The sequence below is a fragment of the Mesorhizobium sp. B4-1-4 genome, from assembly GCF_006439395.2.
GTDB lineage: Bacteria > Pseudomonadota > Alphaproteobacteria > Rhizobiales > Rhizobiaceae > Mesorhizobium.
In genome coordinates this window covers 1,507,117-1,523,340 of record NZ_CP083950.1, presented here as the reverse complement: position 1 = coordinate 1,523,340, position 16,224 = coordinate 1,507,117, and the positions used below count along the sequence as shown (strand labels likewise).

Annotated in this window: 17 protein-coding genes and 3 pseudogenes; 8 read left to right on the top strand and 12 right to left on the bottom strand. The window is 59.6% G+C overall.

All coding sequences use genetic code 11. The features are described from left to right. The first annotated feature begins 197 nt into the window (after nucleotides 1–197). Nucleotides 198–2,387 (top strand): adenylate/guanylate cyclase domain-containing protein, encoded by a 2,190-nt coding sequence (locus FJW03_RS07355; protein WP_140762020.1) that lies wholly within the window; start codon nucleotides 198–200, stop codon nucleotides 2,385–2,387. 112 nt (nucleotides 2,388–2,499) lie between these two features. Here the strand turns inward: FJW03_RS07355 and FJW03_RS07350 are convergent, their stop codons facing one another. From FJW03_RS07350 to FJW03_RS07335, 4 genes are all read right to left on the bottom strand, one after another. Beyond that, entirely contained in the window at nucleotides 2,500–3,003 is a 504-nt protein-coding gene (locus FJW03_RS07350; RefSeq protein ID WP_181173191.1) for a YHS domain-containing (seleno)protein, read from the bottom strand. A 12-nt stretch (nucleotides 3,004–3,015) separates the two neighbouring features. Further along, nucleotides 3,016–3,606 carry an ankyrin repeat domain-containing protein gene (locus FJW03_RS07345; RefSeq protein ID WP_140762023.1) on the bottom strand — a complete coding sequence of 197 codons (591 nt, stop codon included), beginning with the start codon at nucleotides 3,604–3,606 and terminating at the stop codon, nucleotides 3,016–3,018. 452 nt (nucleotides 3,607–4,058) lie between these two features. After that, the gene (locus FJW03_RS07340) at nucleotides 4,059–4,487 is read right to left on the bottom strand and encodes a DUF1810 domain-containing protein (protein ID WP_140762025.1); all 429 of its coding nucleotides are present in this window, start codon (nucleotides 4,485–4,487) and stop codon (nucleotides 4,059–4,061) included. 233 nt (nucleotides 4,488–4,720) lie between these two features. Then, on the bottom strand, nucleotides 4,721–5,596 hold the full coding sequence (locus FJW03_RS07335) for a LysR substrate-binding domain-containing protein (protein ID WP_226890609.1): 876 nt from the start codon (nucleotides 5,594–5,596) through the stop codon (nucleotides 4,721–4,723). Between the two features lie 189 nt (nucleotides 5,597–5,785). Here FJW03_RS07335 and FJW03_RS07330 point away from each other — a divergent pair, with 189 nt between their 5' ends. From FJW03_RS07330 to FJW03_RS07320, 3 genes are all read left to right on the top strand, one after another. Beyond that, nucleotides 5,786–6,676, top strand: a complete 891-nt coding sequence (locus tag FJW03_RS07330) for an MEDS domain-containing protein (protein WP_140762031.1) — start codon at nucleotides 5,786–5,788, stop codon at nucleotides 6,674–6,676. A gap of 231 nt (nucleotides 6,677–6,907) precedes the next feature. Then, nucleotides 6,908–8,650, top strand: coding sequence for a putative bifunctional diguanylate cyclase/phosphodiesterase (locus FJW03_RS07325; protein ID WP_140762033.1), 1,743 nt, complete (start codon nucleotides 6,908–6,910; stop codon nucleotides 8,648–8,650). Nucleotides 8,651–9,021: 371 nt separating this feature from the next. Further along, nucleotides 9,022–9,408 (top strand): nuclear transport factor 2 family protein, encoded by a 387-nt coding sequence (locus tag FJW03_RS07320; protein ID WP_140762036.1) that lies wholly within the window; start codon nucleotides 9,022–9,024, stop codon nucleotides 9,406–9,408. 276 nt (nucleotides 9,409–9,684) lie between these two features. On the opposite strand, the gene FJW03_RS07315 is transcribed toward FJW03_RS07320, so the two are convergent. From FJW03_RS07315 to FJW03_RS07285, 7 genes and pseudogenes are all read right to left on the bottom strand, one after another. Next, nucleotides 9,685–9,867 (bottom strand): hypothetical protein, encoded by a 183-nt coding sequence (locus FJW03_RS07315; RefSeq protein WP_140762038.1) that lies wholly within the window; start codon nucleotides 9,865–9,867, stop codon nucleotides 9,685–9,687. 80 nt (nucleotides 9,868–9,947) lie between these two features. Next, nucleotides 9,948–10,142, bottom strand: a complete 195-nt coding sequence (locus FJW03_RS07310; protein WP_140762041.1) for a hypothetical protein — start codon at nucleotides 10,140–10,142, stop codon at nucleotides 9,948–9,950. Nucleotides 10,143–10,291: 149 nt separating this feature from the next. Beyond that, nucleotides 10,292–10,477: a hypothetical protein gene (locus FJW03_RS07305; RefSeq protein WP_140762044.1), complete on the bottom strand. Its 186-nt coding sequence runs from the start codon at nucleotides 10,475–10,477 to the stop codon at nucleotides 10,292–10,294. 38 nt (nucleotides 10,478–10,515) lie between these two features. After that, nucleotides 10,516–10,731: a hypothetical protein gene (locus FJW03_RS07300; RefSeq protein ID WP_140762047.1), complete on the bottom strand. Its 216-nt coding sequence runs from the start codon at nucleotides 10,729–10,731 to the stop codon at nucleotides 10,516–10,518. 23 nt (nucleotides 10,732–10,754) lie between these two features. After that, nucleotides 10,755–12,388, bottom strand: a pseudogene (gene groL, locus FJW03_RS07295) (chaperonin GroEL). Between the two features lie 42 nt (nucleotides 12,389–12,430). Continuing rightward, on the bottom strand, nucleotides 12,431–12,769 hold the full coding sequence (locus FJW03_RS07290) for a co-chaperone GroES (protein WP_140762049.1): 339 nt from the start codon (nucleotides 12,767–12,769) through the stop codon (nucleotides 12,431–12,433). After that, nucleotides 12,766–12,960: a hypothetical protein gene (locus tag FJW03_RS07285; RefSeq protein WP_140762052.1), complete on the bottom strand. Its 195-nt coding sequence runs from the start codon at nucleotides 12,958–12,960 to the stop codon at nucleotides 12,766–12,768. Before FJW03_RS07285 ends, FJW03_RS07290 begins: the two co-directional genes overlap by 4 nt. A 301-nt stretch (nucleotides 12,961–13,261) precedes the next feature. Between FJW03_RS07285 and FJW03_RS07280 the strand changes: the two genes are divergently transcribed. From FJW03_RS07280 to FJW03_RS07260, 4 genes and pseudogenes are all read left to right on the top strand, one after another. Beyond that, entirely contained in the window at nucleotides 13,262–13,522 is a 261-nt protein-coding gene (locus FJW03_RS07280; RefSeq protein ID WP_140762261.1) for a hypothetical protein, read from the top strand. After that, nucleotides 13,519–13,886, top strand: a pseudogene (locus tag FJW03_RS07275) (hypothetical protein). The gene FJW03_RS07280 and the pseudogene FJW03_RS07275 overlap by 4 nt, the downstream one beginning before the upstream one ends. A gap of 89 nt (nucleotides 13,887–13,975) precedes the next feature. Next, a complete protein-coding gene (locus tag FJW03_RS07270) occupies nucleotides 13,976–14,218 on the top strand; it encodes a hypothetical protein (protein WP_140762263.1) in 243 nt (80 codons plus the stop codon). Nucleotides 14,219–14,605: 387 nt separating this feature from the next. After that, nucleotides 14,606–15,423: pseudogene (locus tag FJW03_RS07260) on the top strand (transglutaminase-like domain-containing protein). Between the two features lie 238 nt (nucleotides 15,424–15,661). Here the strand turns inward: FJW03_RS07260 and FJW03_RS07255 are convergent. Next, entirely contained in the window at nucleotides 15,662–16,111 is a 450-nt protein-coding gene (locus tag FJW03_RS07255) for a hypothetical protein (protein ID WP_140762055.1), read from the bottom strand. Nucleotides 16,112–16,224: the final 113 nt, after the last annotated feature.

Genomic DNA, 16,224 nt, shown 5'->3' with positions numbered 1-16,224 from the left:
CCGAACCGGTCATTCCAACCGCATTTCGGCGTCTCCAACGAAGACACTGGGCCAAGCCGCCGCTGTTCGCCCCAAGCAGACATCGACTGAGTAACGCCGGCATCCTCTGGAAAGCGGCTGCGTACGCTCGCGTCCGACGCGGGACTGGAATAGGCTGCAGCAAAGCCGCGTGATCGACCGGGAGGGCGCAGGCAGGTATGGAGCGAAGGCTCACCGCAATCCTTGCTGCCGATGTGGTTGGCTACAGCCGCCTCATGGGCGAGGACGAGGTCGGGACGCTGGAGCGGTTGAAAAGCTGCCGTCGCGAACTGGTCGACCCCGCGATCCAGGAATTCCACGGTCGCATTATCAAGCTCATGGGCGACGGAGCGCTGGTCGAGTTCGCCAGCGTCGTCGATGCCGTCCAGTGTGCTGCCGCGATTCAGCGCCGGATGGCCGATCGCAACAAAGGCACCGCTGATGCCCGGCAGATCCGGTTTCGCATCGGCGTCAATCTCGGCGACGTCATCGTCGAGGAAAATGACATCTACGGCGATGGCGTCAACATCGCCGCGCGCCTTGAAGCTATGGCCGAGCCAGGCGGAGTCTGCATCTCCGGAACCGCATTCGATCATGCCTTCCACAAGGTTGATGTCGGCTTTGCCAGCCTTGGCGAGCAGCGGCTCAAGAACATCGCCGATCCGGTTCGCGCCTATCGGCTGCTGCTGGATCCCGCGGCCGCAGGGAAAATCAAGCAGGCAGTTCACCGGCCGATATCCCCCCGGGCGATCGGGATTGCAGGAATCGTGGTCCTGTTTGTCGTGCTCTTTGCAGGGTTGTTTGCGTGGCAATCGAGGACATCTTCCCGGGCCGACCGACCATCGGTCGCCGTAGTGCCGTTTACAAACCTTGGGGGTGATCCGAGCCAGGACTATTTTGTAGACGGCATCACCGAGGATTTGATCACCGACCTTACCAAGCTTTCCGGTCTCGATGTCATCGCGCGCAACTCGGTGTTCGCCTACAAGAACAAGCCTGCGGTGCTGGCGGACGTCGCGCGCGATCTTGGCGTCCGCTTTGTCGTCACGGGGAGCGTCCGCCGCACCGGCGAGCAGATCCGTCTCAACGCCCAGCTCATCGATACGGCAACGGGTGACAATCTGTGGGCCAACCGGTTCGACCGCGGCATGGCCGGCGTGTTTGCTGTCCAGGAAGAGATGAGCGGGGAGATCGCCAAAGCGCTCGGCATCCGGGCTTCGGCAGCGGAGAGTGAGCGCATGGCGCGCCCGCCGACGAACAATCTCGAGGCCTACGACTACTATCTCCAAGCCGAGACGGCGTCACGCAGCGGCCTGCTGGCCGGTCTGCGGAAGGCGCTTGCGCTCTATGAAAAGGCGGAGGGGCTCGACACCGCCTTCGCAGAAGCCTTTGCGGCCGACGCGCGCACGACAGTCTATATCTGGCGCGAGGCCTTCAACGACATCATGCAGAGCGCGCCCGCGCGCAAGCGAGCCTACGAGAAGGCGAGCCGGGCTTTGGAACTCGAACCGGACCTTTCATCGCCCTATGCCATTCTCGGTATCATGCAGGTCGTGAATCGCCGCTACGACGATGCGATTGCCTCTGCCAGGAAGGCTGTTTCAATCGGTCCGGGCGATGCAGAGGCGCAAGCAGCCCTTGGATATGTTCAGTTATGCGCCGGCAATTATGCCGAGGCAGCCGCAGCGGTCGAGATAGCGCTCAGGCTCGACCCCGACCTCTCCGCTATCAACAGGGAGACTGCCGGGCTGGTTTTTCTTCTCCAGGGGAATGTCGATAAAGCGATCGAGACTCTCGAACGCACCCGCGACAATGCGTCCACAGTTGGCAACTTTCGCTTTACACTCGCTGCGGCGTATGTCCGCGGCGGCCGTCTACCGGATGCGAAAGCCGAAATCGCAGCTGGGCTCAACCTCGTAGCAGGGTCCAGCTATGTGGACTCTTTGGCTGGATGGCAGATGACTCATGCGCATTTCCGGAACCCGCAGGACCTGGCGATCCTCGTCAACGCACTGCGGCAGGCAGGCCTACCCCAATGGCGCTATGGCTTTACCCCGGACGAGCACGACCGGTTGAAGGGTGCTGAGATCGCTTCCCTCGTCATTGGCCATACATTGCAAGGCCAGATCGAACCCGGTCTCCAACCAGCCTTCCTTCAAATCGGGAGCGACGGCAAGGCGGCCTTCCGAACGACGACGCGGCTGGTCACCGAGACCGTCTACGTCGATGGCGATCTCTTGTGCGAGCAGAGCGAGAACCTGTTCGGACGCCCCGACTGCGGTCCCGTCTACAGGCGCAATGGCGCAGCCGGCAACGGCTACTCCTATGCCAATACAAGCAAGGTGTTTCACTTCACGGTGGTCAGGTAGGCGAACCTGGAGCATTTCACCGTTTCACGGAAACGGCGAACGCTCCATCTTTTTGTTATTACGCAATTCCGGACGGAAAACCAATCACACTTTTCCTGGAATTGCTCTAGGCTCAGTGATACTTGTCGAGCTCCAGATTGGCCGCGACCTGCGGCCAGTTGGCATCGGCTTGCGGTATGTTTTCAGCTGCGTGCGCGGCGAAATCATCCGCATTGCCGACGTCGTAGATAAGGTAGAGCTTGCCGTCGATAATCTTGAATGCTTCCGGATCGACATTGATCGTGACCCCACCGCCCACGACTTCGCCAGCACAATAGCCGCCATATTGAGGGGCGTACTTGACCGGTTCGCTCATGAACATTTCCTGGTGTTTCTTGCTGGCGAAATGCCAGGGTGTCCCCAACCATTCATAGGTGAACTCTTCGGAGCCCTTCACGGCCTTGCCGTCGGTGAAGTAAGCGACCGTGTCGTAGCCCATGATCGCCACACCGCCGAAATAGCCGGTGTTTACCGAATCGTCGGCCCGGGCCGATCCCGCGCCGGCGACGGCAGCTACCGCGACCAGGGCAGCCGCCCCCAGATTCTGAACCAGTCGTAACTTGATCATCGTGCTCATCTGCATCCTCCGTCAGTCGTGGATTTCGGTGCACTTCGCCGCGTTCGCCTCGCCAAGGATCTTGGCTTGGCAGGTAGCGCCATGGCGTTTGAACAGTCGTAAGATATCCGTATTGCCCTTCCAGAATGCGCGCGTTATCGGCATGTAACCATGAGCCTCGGGATGGTTCACATCGGCTCCTTTCGCGATAAGGAATTCGGCCAGTTCAAGGTTGTTTTCCTCGCCGGCCACCAACAACGGCGTAGCGCCCGCCTTGTTGGCGTTATCGTCGAGCACCGCGCCTTTCTCCAGCAGCATCTTGGCGATCGGCAGGCTGCCCGAGAAGGCCGCCGCATGAAGCGGGGTAAAGCCGCCCGAATTACGCGCCATGACGTCAGCGCCCTTGCCCACCAGGAATTCGGCGATTTCAGGCTGGTTGTCGAGCGCGGCAGCGATGAGGAGAGTTGCCTGGTCGCGTGCCCGGCTGTCGACGTCGGCACCGCCTGCCAGGGCTTGCTCCACGGCGCCCTTGTCGCCAGCGGCGATGGAGTCGAACAACGGCTCACCTGCGGCTGCAGTTGTAGCCGCCAATACCAGCATTCCAAGTGCCAGCAGTCCGCGCATGTCGCAGGAGTAGCATATATTAGCCTGGAATCATACAAGCGGTTTGGGCTCACCGGGAGGATGCCGACGTGCGATCCAGCCGGGCATAGCGAACGCGGCCCAGGTGGAAGAGGCGCAGGGCTAATGGCTTCGACTAGGCCTCAGTTCTGGTTTTGACTTGAAAATCCGACTACCGGTGCTGGGCGGCCTCACACAAACTTGTCTAGTTCCTCGATTGGACGGCCGGCAACCGCTAACGTAGCCGTTCACTGGGATGTCCGCTTTCCGGATGCGGCTATGGTCTGCTCAATGACTGACATTGGGCGCAGAGCTGCCAGAGCTCCGCTTGTTGGCAAATCAGACGCTTCTTCGCTACGTGGCAGGCATCGAAGATTTCAAGCCCCAAGATCTCTTGGACGGCAATGACGCTGCCTGCCAGGGGATCACCGTGACCGGTGCATGCGTCGCGCTGTTCAGAGCAGGTCCAGCGTGTGCTGGTCACGCTCACCTCCAAAGAACCGGTCTAGCGCCTGGTGGAAGATGGAGCCGTCAAGGCCGGCGGTTTCGCCAAATAGCGTCATTGATGACCGGAACTTCAAATCGTCTGGAGAGCCGAAGATCTCGTGTGCTGAGCGGCCGCTTACACTGAGAGCCGCCGCTGTCGCATGACGCAGGCGTTGGCCAAGGACGGCATCCGCGAGGTACGCCCGCGCTTCATCCTGGGAGGAGATTCCATAGAGCTGGGCGGTCGGCGAGTGCCCAAGTCCGCGCAGCTGCGGGAAAACGAACCAGATCCAGTGGGAACGCTTGTGGCCAGCGCGCAGCTCTGCCACCGCTGCTTCGAAAACCGGCTCCTGTGCGGCACGAAAGCGGGCCAGGTCGAACGGATCGTCAACCGCCATGCTTACGCCTCGGCACGAACGATCCAGGCCGGGGCGTGATCACTCGCCTTCTCCCAACGTCGGACATACCGGTCGACTCCGGCCTCCCCGCGCTTGGCGTGTCCGCCAAGGCGTCCGAATTCCCGCAAGTAGCTCATCGGTCGCTCCACCTCGATATGCTGATTACAGTCTCCAGGGGCAGGACAGCCGGACAGTGAGCCGCCGGATGGTAACTGCGACCTCTTCGTTCGATCCTATGACATATCCAATAATTTCAGAAAGGCTCGCGCAGCTTGATCTGGCGGTCGCTGATCGTCGCCTTCGACTGTCTGATAGGCTACCACGAGTTCCCAGCAAATCTCCGGGCCGGCGAGACAAGCAATTCCCAACGAGGCGCGGCGAGCTTCCGCGACGGCTTCGGGCAGAAGAGCCACGCCCATGCCTCGCCTTACCAACTCAACGAGCGTTTCAAGATCGCTGACCTCGAAGGCAATGTGTCGGCCAATGCCGGCGCCGAAGAATGCCTGGTCAACCAGCCTTCGTGTCCCCCAAGCCGGTTCGAAATCGACAAAGGGCTCATCTTTCAGAGCGGCCAAAGAGACCCCTTGCGCCCCCGCGAGGGGGTGCCCTGCAGCACATGCCAGGACGAGGGGCTCGCAGGCAATCATATCAGTCTTGATGTCGGCTGGTGACTCGCTGAGCGGGAAAAAGGCCAGATCGAGACGACCGTTTTTGATTCTTTCGATGAGTTCCGAAGAGCTGCCTTGACGCAGTTTGACCTCAACGCCGGGATGCAAGGTGTGGAATTTTGCGATGAGCGAGGGCAGATCGAGAAACGCCGGCAGACTTTGGACGGTGCCGATGCTCAATGTCCCTCGTTCGAGATTGCGGACAGCTGCCACCGCCTCGCGCGCATCCCGGATGGAATCCAACGCACTCCTCGCCTTGTCAAGCAACATCCGTCCAGCGTCAGTCAGCCTGACTTGACGCGTGCTGCGAATAAACAACTTGACGTCGAGTTCTTCCTCGAGCAACCGGATCGAATTTGAAAGGGCCGACTGCACGATGTTCACGCGCTGCGCCGCCCTCGTGAAGTGCTTTTCCTCGGCCACGGCGAGGAAATGCTGCAACTGCCGAACTTCCAAAGAGGCACCCTCTATTAATCTGTCCAATCGCTTAGTGGCATCTATATAATCTACTTGAACGATGGGCAAGAGATACCCATCTGGAGATTCATCACATGGCTGCCAGTGCCTCATGCTTACCCCGATTTACTGCGATTAAGGAGAGGCAAAGCCTGTGCTGCAGGCGATTTTCCGATGACCCAGAGGCACTCCCTTTCTTCAGAATGGCATGACGGCGAAGAAGCCGGCTCGCAGCGCAAATCGGGGATAAGCGCTCTTGGCGAGACTTCCTGGGGCATGCACATGTGCGTTTTCTATGAGACCGCGCAAGACCTGCTGGATGCCAATATCCCGTACTTTAAGGCGGGCCTGGAGAACAACGAGTTCTGCCTATGGGCGATCTCCGATCCGACCACTGCAGAAGCCGCCGCGGACGCGTTGCGAGCATCGCTTCCCGATATCGACAAACGCTTAGCCGCCGGTCAGATCGAGATCGTGCAGGCTGCCGAATGGTACACGCCCGGAGGTGAGTTTGAGCTGAAACGGATTATCGAAAGCTGGAACGAAAGGCTCCGGAACGCATTGGCGAAAGGCTATGACGGAATACGGATCAGCGGGAACGCATTCTGGCTTGGCACCGACCGTTGGGAGAAGTTTTGCGAATATGAGCGCGACCTGGACCGGTCCGTAGCCGGCCAGAAAATGCTCGTCTTGTGCACTTACTCCATGGCGAAAAGCGGGATCGTGGACCTTCTCGAGGTTGTGCGCGCCCATCAAGGCACGATCATCAGGCAAAACAATGATTGGGAGTTTCTTGAGCCCCCTGAGCTCAGGCCATCAAAGCAGCAGGGCGGGAAGCTCAACGGGGCGCCGGATATCCTGCCAAACCCCTTTCCGGGACATGACGCACTGACGTCAAGAGAGCGGATGGTGCTGGCCCAAATCGCCAAAGGGCACTCAAGCAAGGAGATCGCCCGCGTCCTGAACATCGCCCCCCGAACCGTCGAGTTTCACCGCGAAAACCTAATTAGGAAGACTGGGGCTAGGAGCACCGTCGACCTGCTGCGTATCGTCCTGAGCGATTAGCGAACGAACAAAAGAAGGTTCATCCCCGACATAGCTTCGGAAACTCCGCCAGCCTGCCAGCGGAGTACTCATTTTACGCGCAGCAGACTGGGGTCGATACGCTGGCGTGAAGATCGGCCCAAATGATTTTCTGGCCATCCATCCTGTGATTCCTCCCAGTAGAAAGTGTGAGGCCGCCTGATAGTTTCTGGCTCGATTTCTGTCTGGACCTACACGTCTCGCAGGTGAGCCATGCCACCAAAATTCAAGGCCGGTTTCGGCGCGCTAGTCACCTCGATACCGAATGAACGCTCGGACTGGCTTCGCGACCACTTACCGGAAACGATCACGAACAGGCTGCCGGACCTCTCACGAGACGGCGTGGCCGTTAGTGACCTGCGCGACAAGGATTGCCCGCTAGTTTACGTCAACCGCGCCTTCCAAGAGATTACAGGTTACGTCAGCAATGAGCTAGTCGGGAAAAACTGCCGCTTTTTGCAAGGTAGCGACCGGCTCCAACCTGAAATACATGCTGTTAGCGAGGCAATTGCGAGGCGGACGAGCATATCCGTCACTTTGAAGAATTATCGCAAGGACGGCACGCTGTTCTGGAATGATCTTCGGCTTGTGCCGGTAAGTGCAGATGGCCAAGAGGCAACGCATTACATCGGGTTGATCCGCAACGTGACGGCGGGGAAAAATGCCGCGGAGCAGATCGAGCATAGTGCACGCTCGGATCTTCTGACAGGCGCCCTCAATCGGTATGCCTTTATCGAGGAAATTGGAAATCTCCTGATTGGCCGGCAGGAGCAGATCCTGATTTCCAAAATCGACATGGCAGGTTTCCATGACATCAACGAAGGTTATGGCTACGACGTAGGTGATCAGGTCCTGAAACAGATTGCACAGCGGCTCTCCAAAGCGGGCATTGCGGTGGTCTCGCGGACCGGCTCAGACGAATTTGGCGTCGCGCATCCGCTAATGCCCGGCCAAAGTGCCCAGACCGTCAATGCGACGATCCGGTCGGTCCTGTCACAGAGCTTCGTCGTTGCCGGCGCCACCATCAACATGCGGTTCGCCCTGGGCTATGTCGTCGGTTCCCCAATGGCCGACGCGATGACCCTGGTCCGCCAAGCCGGCGTTGCCTTGCGTAGGTCAAAGTCATCGGCTTTCCTTGAGGTCCGCGAATTCAAACCGGAGGATGAGCGACAAGCTCGTAATCGACTACGCCTGACCCGCGAAATGCAGCAGGCATTGGCCAATGACGAGTTCGGCTTCTATTATCAGCCGCAGGTCGCGCTGGACACCGGAACTCTGGTCGGCGCTGAGGCTTTGCTGCGCTGGCATCACGGCCTATTCGGAACCCAGCAGCCCGGCAAATTCATCGAGCACGCCGAAGACACCGGTTTGATACTTGACATTGGGTCCCGCGGTTTGCGGGCGATCGTGGACTATGCGCAATTGACAAACGACGGCCGAGCGACCGCGCTCAAGTTCTCGATGAACGTCTCGGCCGTCGAATTCAAGCTTCGCGATATGCCGCAATTCGTTCACGAGGTGGTGTCCGAGCGCGGGGTCAATCCCGCGTGGATCACCCTTGAGCTCACGGAGAGCTTGATGGTCGAAAGCTCTGGAGAAATGCTGTCGATCATGAGGGATCTTCGTCAGCTTGGGGTTGGCCTCTCCATTGATGACTTTGGGACGGGCTACGCGAACCTGCGCTATCTGGAAGAGCTCCCTATTACGGAGATCAAGATTGATCGCACCTTCGTCGCAGGGCTTCAAGAAAGCCGCTCCAAGCAGATCATTGTCGAATCGATCATCAGGATATCGAACGAACTTGGATTTCGTGTTGTGGCGGAGGGAATCGAAACGGACGAGGATTGCGAACGTCTGCGGGATATGAATTGTCCCTTCGGACAGGGATTTTTCTTTGGCAAGGCCGTGGATGCCGCGACCTTTACCTCACTCTCGAGTAGCGTCGGGGAAGGCTAAGATCGTGGCGCTCCGAGCGCACCCCAGCCACGGCGTCGGGGTGGGAAGAGATCAAGATCGCCCGTTCAGAGCTTATTTCCGGCGCAGAGCGGCGTCGAGTCGAGCGTGAGACCATGTCAGATCTTGGGATGGAGGTCTCGGTTGCGCAACGTCCGAATATGGGCGCGTTGCCGACCAACGGGCGGCCGGTAGAGCGAAGTGGGCATCATTGGCCATGACGGCATGACGGGGGTGCGGTTATTCTCGGCCAGGACAGTTCCCCCAACGAAACCTACATCCAGGTCGCCTTCGACCAGACCCTCGTTGCGCCCTTCAACTCACCTGTGTGTCCTTGTGTGATTGTACCCTTCGATAACTTGAAGGAGAGAAAGATGGACATTCGATCGAAGCTGACTGCGCTGTGTGAAGCGTTCAATTCGCACGACTTGGATTCCATCATGGAGTTCTTTGCTGAGGATTGTGTCTTGGAGATGCCGAGGGGAACCAAGCCTTGGGGCTCCCGCTTCGAGGGCAAACGTAAAGTACGAGACGGGCTCTCCACGCGCTTCGAAGGCTTGCCGGATGTTCATTACGGCGACGCCGAGCATTTTGTGGATGCGATGGCAAACACGGGGATTTCGAAATGGATGCTGACGGGCACTACGCGCGAAGGAAAAACGATCGAGGTCCGAGGATGTGACTTTTACAGTTTTCGCGCGGGCGAGGTGGTTCGCAAGGACTCGTATTGGAAGATTGTTGAGGATCCTTGGTCGGCCTGAAGGCGACGCATGGATCCGAATATGGCCCATCGCCCACATATTGCGCTGCCGCACTAACTTGGTTGCTATAGGAGCAAAGCGGGCTTAGTCAAAGTCGCATGTCCGCTTTTGGGATGCGGCTAGGGTCTGCTCAACTACTGACATCGGGCGCCTTCAAGACAGGCAGCAACGGGGCCGGATGCGGAAGGGCAGCTTCAGGTCTTCGGATGGGCGATAGCGGACGTTTACCGTGGGTGCCTTGAAGGCTCGACCTGATCCAAAGCCGACGTAGGCGCATTAAATCAGGCGGTTGCTTTCAGCAAGGTGACGCGCCCGCCGCATCGTGCCGTCGGTGTCGGCGATCTTTCGTCTTGCGGCTTCGTCGCTTCTGATCGTCAGCCGCTTCGATAGGACTTTTGCGGCCTCGACGATTGGCACGATCGTTACGACCGGAGCATCCGGGGTTTTCAAGTATCTCATGCTCATTGTCCTTTCAGGCAAAAAATGAAAGCGAGCGCGGAGCAGCTGTCCGCTCCGGCAAGTTATGCACGGCGACAAGGTTACTTTCGTACGATCCAGGCCAGCAGTGCCGAATCAAAATCGGAGTTGCCGGTATAGTCGCGGATCAGAAGCGCGGCGTATCCGTGCCATTGATCCTCAGGGATCCGATTTTCGATGACCGATGTTCTGAAGGCGTCGCGCAGGATATTGCAGTCAAAAGTCGAAATCACATCGGCGGAATGATCGTTGTCCACAATGCGACTCCCATCGAGGGGCGGGAGTATGATGGACGCTCTCAAGCGCCGGTGCCCATGTTCTGGCCGGCGACAATGGGACTGTACGCCCCCGACAGGCGGTTAGCGAATCATTCCGGCGGATTTATTCGTTGGTACATCGGTACAAGTCAGCGGCCGCCCTCTTCCCGCCGCTTGGCGTCTTGATCGTTCAGCCGGCTGACCATCTCGTACGCTTGGCCGGCATTGATGCCGACCATGATCTTGTGATCGGACTCGGCGGGCTGGCCGGTGAAGACGTCGAAAACGGTCCAGCTGTCCGGATGGTCCATACGAAGCGCGTAGCGGTTTGCCATATTCCGCGTCCTTTCGTTTTCGCCCGCCGCCGATCTGTTCAGGTCTGCAGAATGAAAAATACCGTCGCCAGGACAAGGACTGTCCACAGCACCACGCCGAGCTTCAAAGCCAGGCCCCCGTGCGACGAGAGACCCTCTCGCATACGGGCCGCCAGGTTCGTCATATTGCTGGATCTGGCCGGAGCCGCCACGATGGCGACCGGCGACTTGACCCCAAGCCTGCCGAACACCGGGAGCAGCGTCGGTTCACGCACGGCATTCTCCTGGCGCCAAGGTCTTAGTATCCCATTCCGCCCATACACCCGCCGCCGGACGAAGGCGCGGCATCCTTGGCCGGAATGTCCGTGATCATGGCTTCGGCGGTGATCAAAAGTGCGGCGATCGAGCCGGCATCCTGCAGTGCCGTGCGTACCACCTTAGCCGGGTCGACAATGCCGGCCTTGATCATGTCGAGATAGACCTCCTTCTGGGCATCGAAACCCTGATTGCGATCCTTGCTGTCGGAGAGCTTGCCAACCACGATCGAACCCTCGACGCCGGAATTCTCGGCGATCTGACGGATCGGCGCCTCCAGTGCCCTGAGCACGATCGAAATACCAGCCGTCACATCGGCATTGGCGCCCGTCAGGCCGTTGAGCGCCGACCTGGCGCGCAGCAGCGCCACGCCGCCGCCCGGAACGATGCCTTCTTCCACCGCAGCGCGGGTGGCGTTCAGCGCATCGTCGATGCGGTCCTTCTTTTCCTTGACCTCGGTCTCGGTCGCACCGCCAACGCGAATGACTGCAACGCCGCCGGCGAGCTTCGCCAGCCGCTCCTGCAGCTTCTCCTTGTCGTAGTCGGAAGTGGTCTCCTCGATCTGCGCCCTGATTTGGGCGACACGCGCCTGGATGGTGGCCTTGGGGCCGGCGCCGTCGATGATCGTGGTGGTGTCCTTCTCGATCAGCACGCGCTTGGCGCGACCGAGCATGTCGATGGTGACGTTTTCGAGCTTGATGCCGAGATCCTCCGAGATCATCTGGCCGGCGGTGAGCACGGCGATGTCTTCCAGCATCGCCTTGCGGCGGTCGCCGAAGCCCGGCGCCTTGACGGCCGCGACCTTGAGGCCGCCGCGCAGCTTGTTGACGACCAGCGTCGCCAGCGCCTCGCCTTCGACGTCCTCGGAGATGATCAGCAGCGGCTTGCCGCCCTGCACCACCGCTTCGAGGATCGGCAGCATCGCCTGCAGATTGCCGAGCTTCTTCTCGTGGATAAGCACATAGGCTCTTCCAGTTCGACGCGCATCTTGTCGGCATTGGTGACGAAATACGGGCTGAGATAGCCGCGGTCGAACTGCATGCCCTCGACGACGTCGAGTTCGGTGTCGGCGGTCTTGGCTTCCTCGACGGTGATGACGCCGTCATTGCCGACCTTGTCCATGGCCTTGGCGATCATCTCACCGACGCTGGCATCGCCATTGGCGGCAATGGTGCCGACCTGCGCGATCTCGGCCGACGACTTGACCTTCTTGGCCCGCGCCTTGATTTCCCCAATGACGGCGGTGACCGCCTGATCGATGCCGCGCTTGAGGTCCATCGGGTTCATGCCGGCAGCGACCAGCTTGGCGCCTTCGCGCAGGATGGCGGCCGCCAGCACCGTGGCGGTGGTTGTGCCGTCACCGGCAAGGTCGTTGGTCTTCGAGGCCACTTCGCGCACCATCTGCGCGCCCATGTTCTCGAACTTGTCGGCAAGCTCGATCTCCTTGGCGACGGCGACGCCGTCCTTGGTGATGCGCGGCGCGCCATAGGCCTTGTCGATGACGACATTGCGGCCCTTGGGGCCAAGCGTCACCTTGACAGCGTTGTTGAGGATCTCGACGCCGCGCAGCATCCGGTCGCGCGCATCGGTGGAGAATTTGATTTCCTTGGCAGACATTTTTTTATCCGATTCGGTTTGGGGAAATGCGCGGCGCTCAGATCAGGCGGCCTTCTTGACCGCCCCGGTCTTGTTGGCGCCGGCCATCTCGCTCTTGTCGATGACGCCCATGATGTCGGCTTCCTTCATGATCAGAAGGTCTTCGCCGTCGATCTTCACCTCGGTTCCCGACCATTTGCCGAACAGGATGAAGTCGCCGGCCTTGACGTCGAGCGGAACAAGCGCACCGTTTTCGTCGCGAGCGCCCGGGCCGACAGCGATGACTTCGCCTTCCTGCGGGTTTTCCCTGGCATTGTCGGGAATGATGATGCCGCCCTTGGATTTGGTGTCGCTTTCGGCGCGCCGGATGACGACGCGGTGGTGGAGTGGCCGGAATTTCATGGGAACTTCTTTCTGTGGCCGGCATGGGCGGCCGCTGCCTGTGTATAGGCGGGCTGGCACTCGATAGATAGGAATGCCAGAATTATTTCTCGCCAATGGCCAAGAATTCGAGTGAAATAATTCGAGCCGCACAGAAATTCATCCGCACTGGTGGAAAACTTTCTGCCGGTTTGAATTTCGCGGGCGCGCATCTGTTATTTCAAGCGACAAATAAAAGGCGTCGCGACCTTGTTTGGAACTCAAATGAGGCGTATAGGTAAAACTCGTTGATTTGGTCGAGTTGGCTTTGTGTCAGAGCCCCGCCATTCACCACCGAATTCTCGAAAACGAGTGCACGCGCCGGTCCGGCGCACATTTCGTTCCGTTCGAACCCCTGGAATGACATCGACGCTGACCACAGATGTACTGGCAGCGTCGGGCATCGTCCCGGCGATTCGAGTGGGAATGATACGGAAAGGCGCGGCCGCCCGTTTCCGCGGAAAGCCGCAGTTCATGACCAGCCGCACCACACCAACGGTCGTCCGCTTCAAGTCGGCGTTTTCGCTGCCCGGCTTCGATGCACCGCAACCACCCGGGGATTACCGCGTCGATCATGACGAGGAAGCCCTCGAAGGAGCTTCCCTGATCGCGTGGCGCCGCGTCGCCACCTTCATTCACCTGCCGGCGATCTCCGCAAGCGGTGCTACGCGGCAGATGGTGCCGATCGAACCGGCATCGCTCGAAGCCGCACTGGAGCAGGACCAGACACAATGATGAGAACCACGACGATGATGCAACGCAACCCACGCCCGGTCCGCCGCGAAGCCGCAACGCATCTCTTTGCCGTCGGGCAGGCTGTCCGGCTGAAGGGCGGCTTTGGCACGTTTCCAAAGACCGTGGAAATATACCGCATCACAGCCCCGCTCCCACCGAGAGGAGATTCGCTGCAATACCGCATCCGCAGCGACGGCGACTTCATGAACGGGTGGCGACGCAGGACAGTCTCGAACCGGTCGCCACATCGCCGGGTGACACCATAACGCTCATCGAAAGGACGTTCGCACATGTCAAAGGGACAGAAACGCTCGAGCCGGGAAATCAGGAAGCCGAAGCAGGAAAAGGTCCTGCCCAAGCCTAAAAGCGTGTTCGGCGCCCAGACCAGACTTGCCGCTAACATCAGTACCCCGCGCGGCAAAGGCGAGAACTGACACGGCGAGACGGATGACGATGAAGATCATGATCGAATTCTATCGCACCCGAGAAGCGGACGATGCGCATGCCGTGCTCGGCCGCGAGACGGCGGAAGCCGCCGACCTCGACGATGCGATCGAAATCGCCAGGCTTTTGGCTGGGACCCTGAACATGCCGCAGCGGCCGGACGCCATGACGATCGCCGATGCGAATGGCGCAACGCTCTATTCGGGCGTTCTGGTCGGGGAGGCGATTAATGAGGAACGGCTAACATCATGAGTGGCCATAACAACGAAAGCTGTCGGACCCGCAACGTCGCGGCGCTTGCGGTCTGGGAAAATGAGGGCGGCGCGTCCGGGCGCGATTTCTATGGACCATCAAATGGCCGTCGAGTCGAAGTTGATCGCTCCTGGACCGACTTCCACGTTTTCAGCGCGCAACGCCGTCCGCCTCACCGATCATGACGGCTTGCTTCTTGGTCGATGTCGAGGCGCTCGCGAAATCGGATATCGCCTTGGCCGAGACCGGGGCTGCTGAAACAAGATACCTTTCAGCATTCGACGCCTTGCTGATGTCCATCCATGATGTTGCTTGCAAAGCCTACTCCCGCAACCGTCGCGATTCCTGCACTCTGACCCCCGCTGATTTCCGGCAGGCAAGATCCACATGCTGATCCGCTACGGCTATGAGATCACGCTGACCTGCCAGCAACCGACCGCATTGGTATGCCTGCTGTCGGTCCACGACGACCGCGCGGCCGACATCAGGATCCCCGAAACGGTCTTCACCACGCCCGATGTTCCGACATCGACCTACCATGATCTTTTTGGCAACCGATGCCGCCGGCTTGTCGCGCCCGCGGGCGACCTGACGATGTGGGGCGATGCAACGATCGAGGACGACGGCAAGATAGACAGGCTGCTGCCAGTTGCCCGCGAAGTAGCGGTGTGGGATTTGCCGGACGGCTGCCTTGTCTACCTGATGGGCAGCCGCTATTGCGAAACCGATCGTCTCAGCCAGGCGGCGTGGGACATGTTTGGCGCCACTGCCCCAGGTTGGGGCCGCGTGCAAGCAATCTGCGACTTCGTCCACGGTCATATTCAATTCGACTACATGCAGGCCAGATCGACGCGAACGGCCTTCGAGGCGTACCAGGAACGCATAGGCGTCTGCCGCGACTTCGCCCATCTCGCGCTGACTTTGTGCCGCTGCCTCAATATTCCTGCACGCTATGTCAACGGACATCTCGGCGACATCGGGGTCCCGGTCGTCGACCCCATGGACTTCAGCGCCTGGATCGAGGTCTTCCTGGACGGTGCTTGCATACTTTTGATCCGCGAAACAACACGCCCAGGATTGGCAGGATCGTCGTCGCCCGCGGCCGCGATGCGGCCGACATTCCGCTCATCAACTCCTTCGGCCCGCATGTTCTCAAAGGGTTTCGGGTCTGGACCTACGAAGTGCAGAACCTTCATCTCACATGAATGATTTGCGGGCGGGGCGGGGCGCGGCCTCTCGACCTGTTGAATTAGGGGCCGTTGCTGGCGCCAAGCGGATCGTCTGCTAGTGGCGCTACCATGACTTCCAGCGCGGCCGCGTGCGACGTCCGCTTTTAGGCAGGGGCACAGCTAACTTTGATGACCGAAATGGGCGCAAAGCAGCCATGGAACCTCTGCCAGCTGACGCGTAGGCCGAAGGTCCAAATTAAATTGACCTATTACTCTACTCGTCCATCATCCGACCGATAAATCCGACAAGGGAGAGTGCACCCGCTGGTCTTGGGGGATCCCATGTCGACCCAACTTTCTCCGCCAAGGCGCGCATCGACTCTGCCCATCCCGCAAGCTCGGCTGTGCGTTCAGGCGTTATGCGGCTGTCGAATGCCCATCCTTCGAACACGTCGGCTAAGTGTATCATATGACGATAGCCGAGCTCCTCGCGCAGGTCCTCCGACCAGCGTTGCTCTGCAGCTTGGTCGAATATTCGCGCGATTCCTTCGGCCGGGGACTTCGACTGGTTCCTGCGCTCCTCCATGGCGTTCAACGCGAGCAGGTTCTTAGCCGCGAGGCGAAGCTCTACCCTTTTCTCCGAGCTTAGTCCTTCGCCCGTCGCAGCGCGGATCTCGAGCGTGCCAGCCAATGCAATCCTTTGCTGTGGGGTCAGACGGGGCATCGGTTTAACTTTCGCGCTGTTCGGGGCCTAGGGCCGCTCATCTACGGATCGAGGATTGCTGGTGCTGTTCGATTGAACTCCTGGCCGCAAAAAGCCGCAACCCACGACACTGG

Excerpts from the sequence above, each read along its gene's own strand:
- FJW03_RS07280 (WP_140762261.1), top strand. The coding sequence starts at position 13,262 with ATGACCAGCCGCACCACACCAACGGTCGTCCGCTTCAAGTCGGCGTTT.
- FJW03_RS07320 (WP_140762036.1), top strand. The coding sequence starts at position 9,022 with ATGGACATTCGATCGAAGCTGACTGCGCTGTGTGAAGCGTTCAATTCG.
- FJW03_RS07315 (WP_140762038.1), bottom strand. The coding sequence starts at position 9,867 with ATGAGATACTTGAAAACCCCGGATGCTCCGGTCGTAACGATCGTGCCA.
- FJW03_RS07340 (WP_140762025.1), bottom strand. The coding sequence starts at position 4,487 with ATGGCGGTTGACGATCCGTTCGACCTGGCCCGCTTTCGTGCCGCACAG.
- FJW03_RS07290 (WP_140762049.1), bottom strand. The coding sequence starts at position 12,769 with ATGAAATTCCGGCCACTCCACCACCGCGTCGTCATCCGGCGCGCCGAA.
- FJW03_RS07330 (WP_140762031.1), top strand. The coding sequence starts at position 5,786 with ATGACCCAGAGGCACTCCCTTTCTTCAGAATGGCATGACGGCGAAGAA.
- FJW03_RS07270 (WP_140762263.1), top strand. The coding sequence starts at position 13,976 with ATGAAGATCATGATCGAATTCTATCGCACCCGAGAAGCGGACGATGCG.
- FJW03_RS07305 (WP_140762044.1), bottom strand. The coding sequence starts at position 10,477 with ATGGCAAACCGCTACGCGCTTCGTATGGACCATCCGGACAGCTGGACC.
- FJW03_RS07350 (WP_181173191.1), bottom strand. The coding sequence starts at position 3,003 with ATGAGCACGATGATCAAGTTACGACTGGTTCAGAATCTGGGGGCGGCT.
- FJW03_RS07285 (WP_140762052.1), bottom strand. The coding sequence starts at position 12,960 with ATGCGCGCCCGCGAAATTCAAACCGGCAGAAAGTTTTCCACCAGTGCG.
- FJW03_RS07355 (WP_140762020.1), top strand. The coding sequence starts at position 198 with ATGGAGCGAAGGCTCACCGCAATCCTTGCTGCCGATGTGGTTGGCTAC.
- FJW03_RS07325 (WP_140762033.1), top strand. The coding sequence starts at position 6,908 with ATGCCACCAAAATTCAAGGCCGGTTTCGGCGCGCTAGTCACCTCGATA.
- FJW03_RS07345 (WP_140762023.1), bottom strand. The coding sequence starts at position 3,606 with ATGCGCGGACTGCTGGCACTTGGAATGCTGGTATTGGCGGCTACAACT.
- FJW03_RS07255 (WP_140762055.1), bottom strand. The coding sequence starts at position 16,111 with ATGCCCCGTCTGACCCCACAGCAAAGGATTGCATTGGCTGGCACGCTC.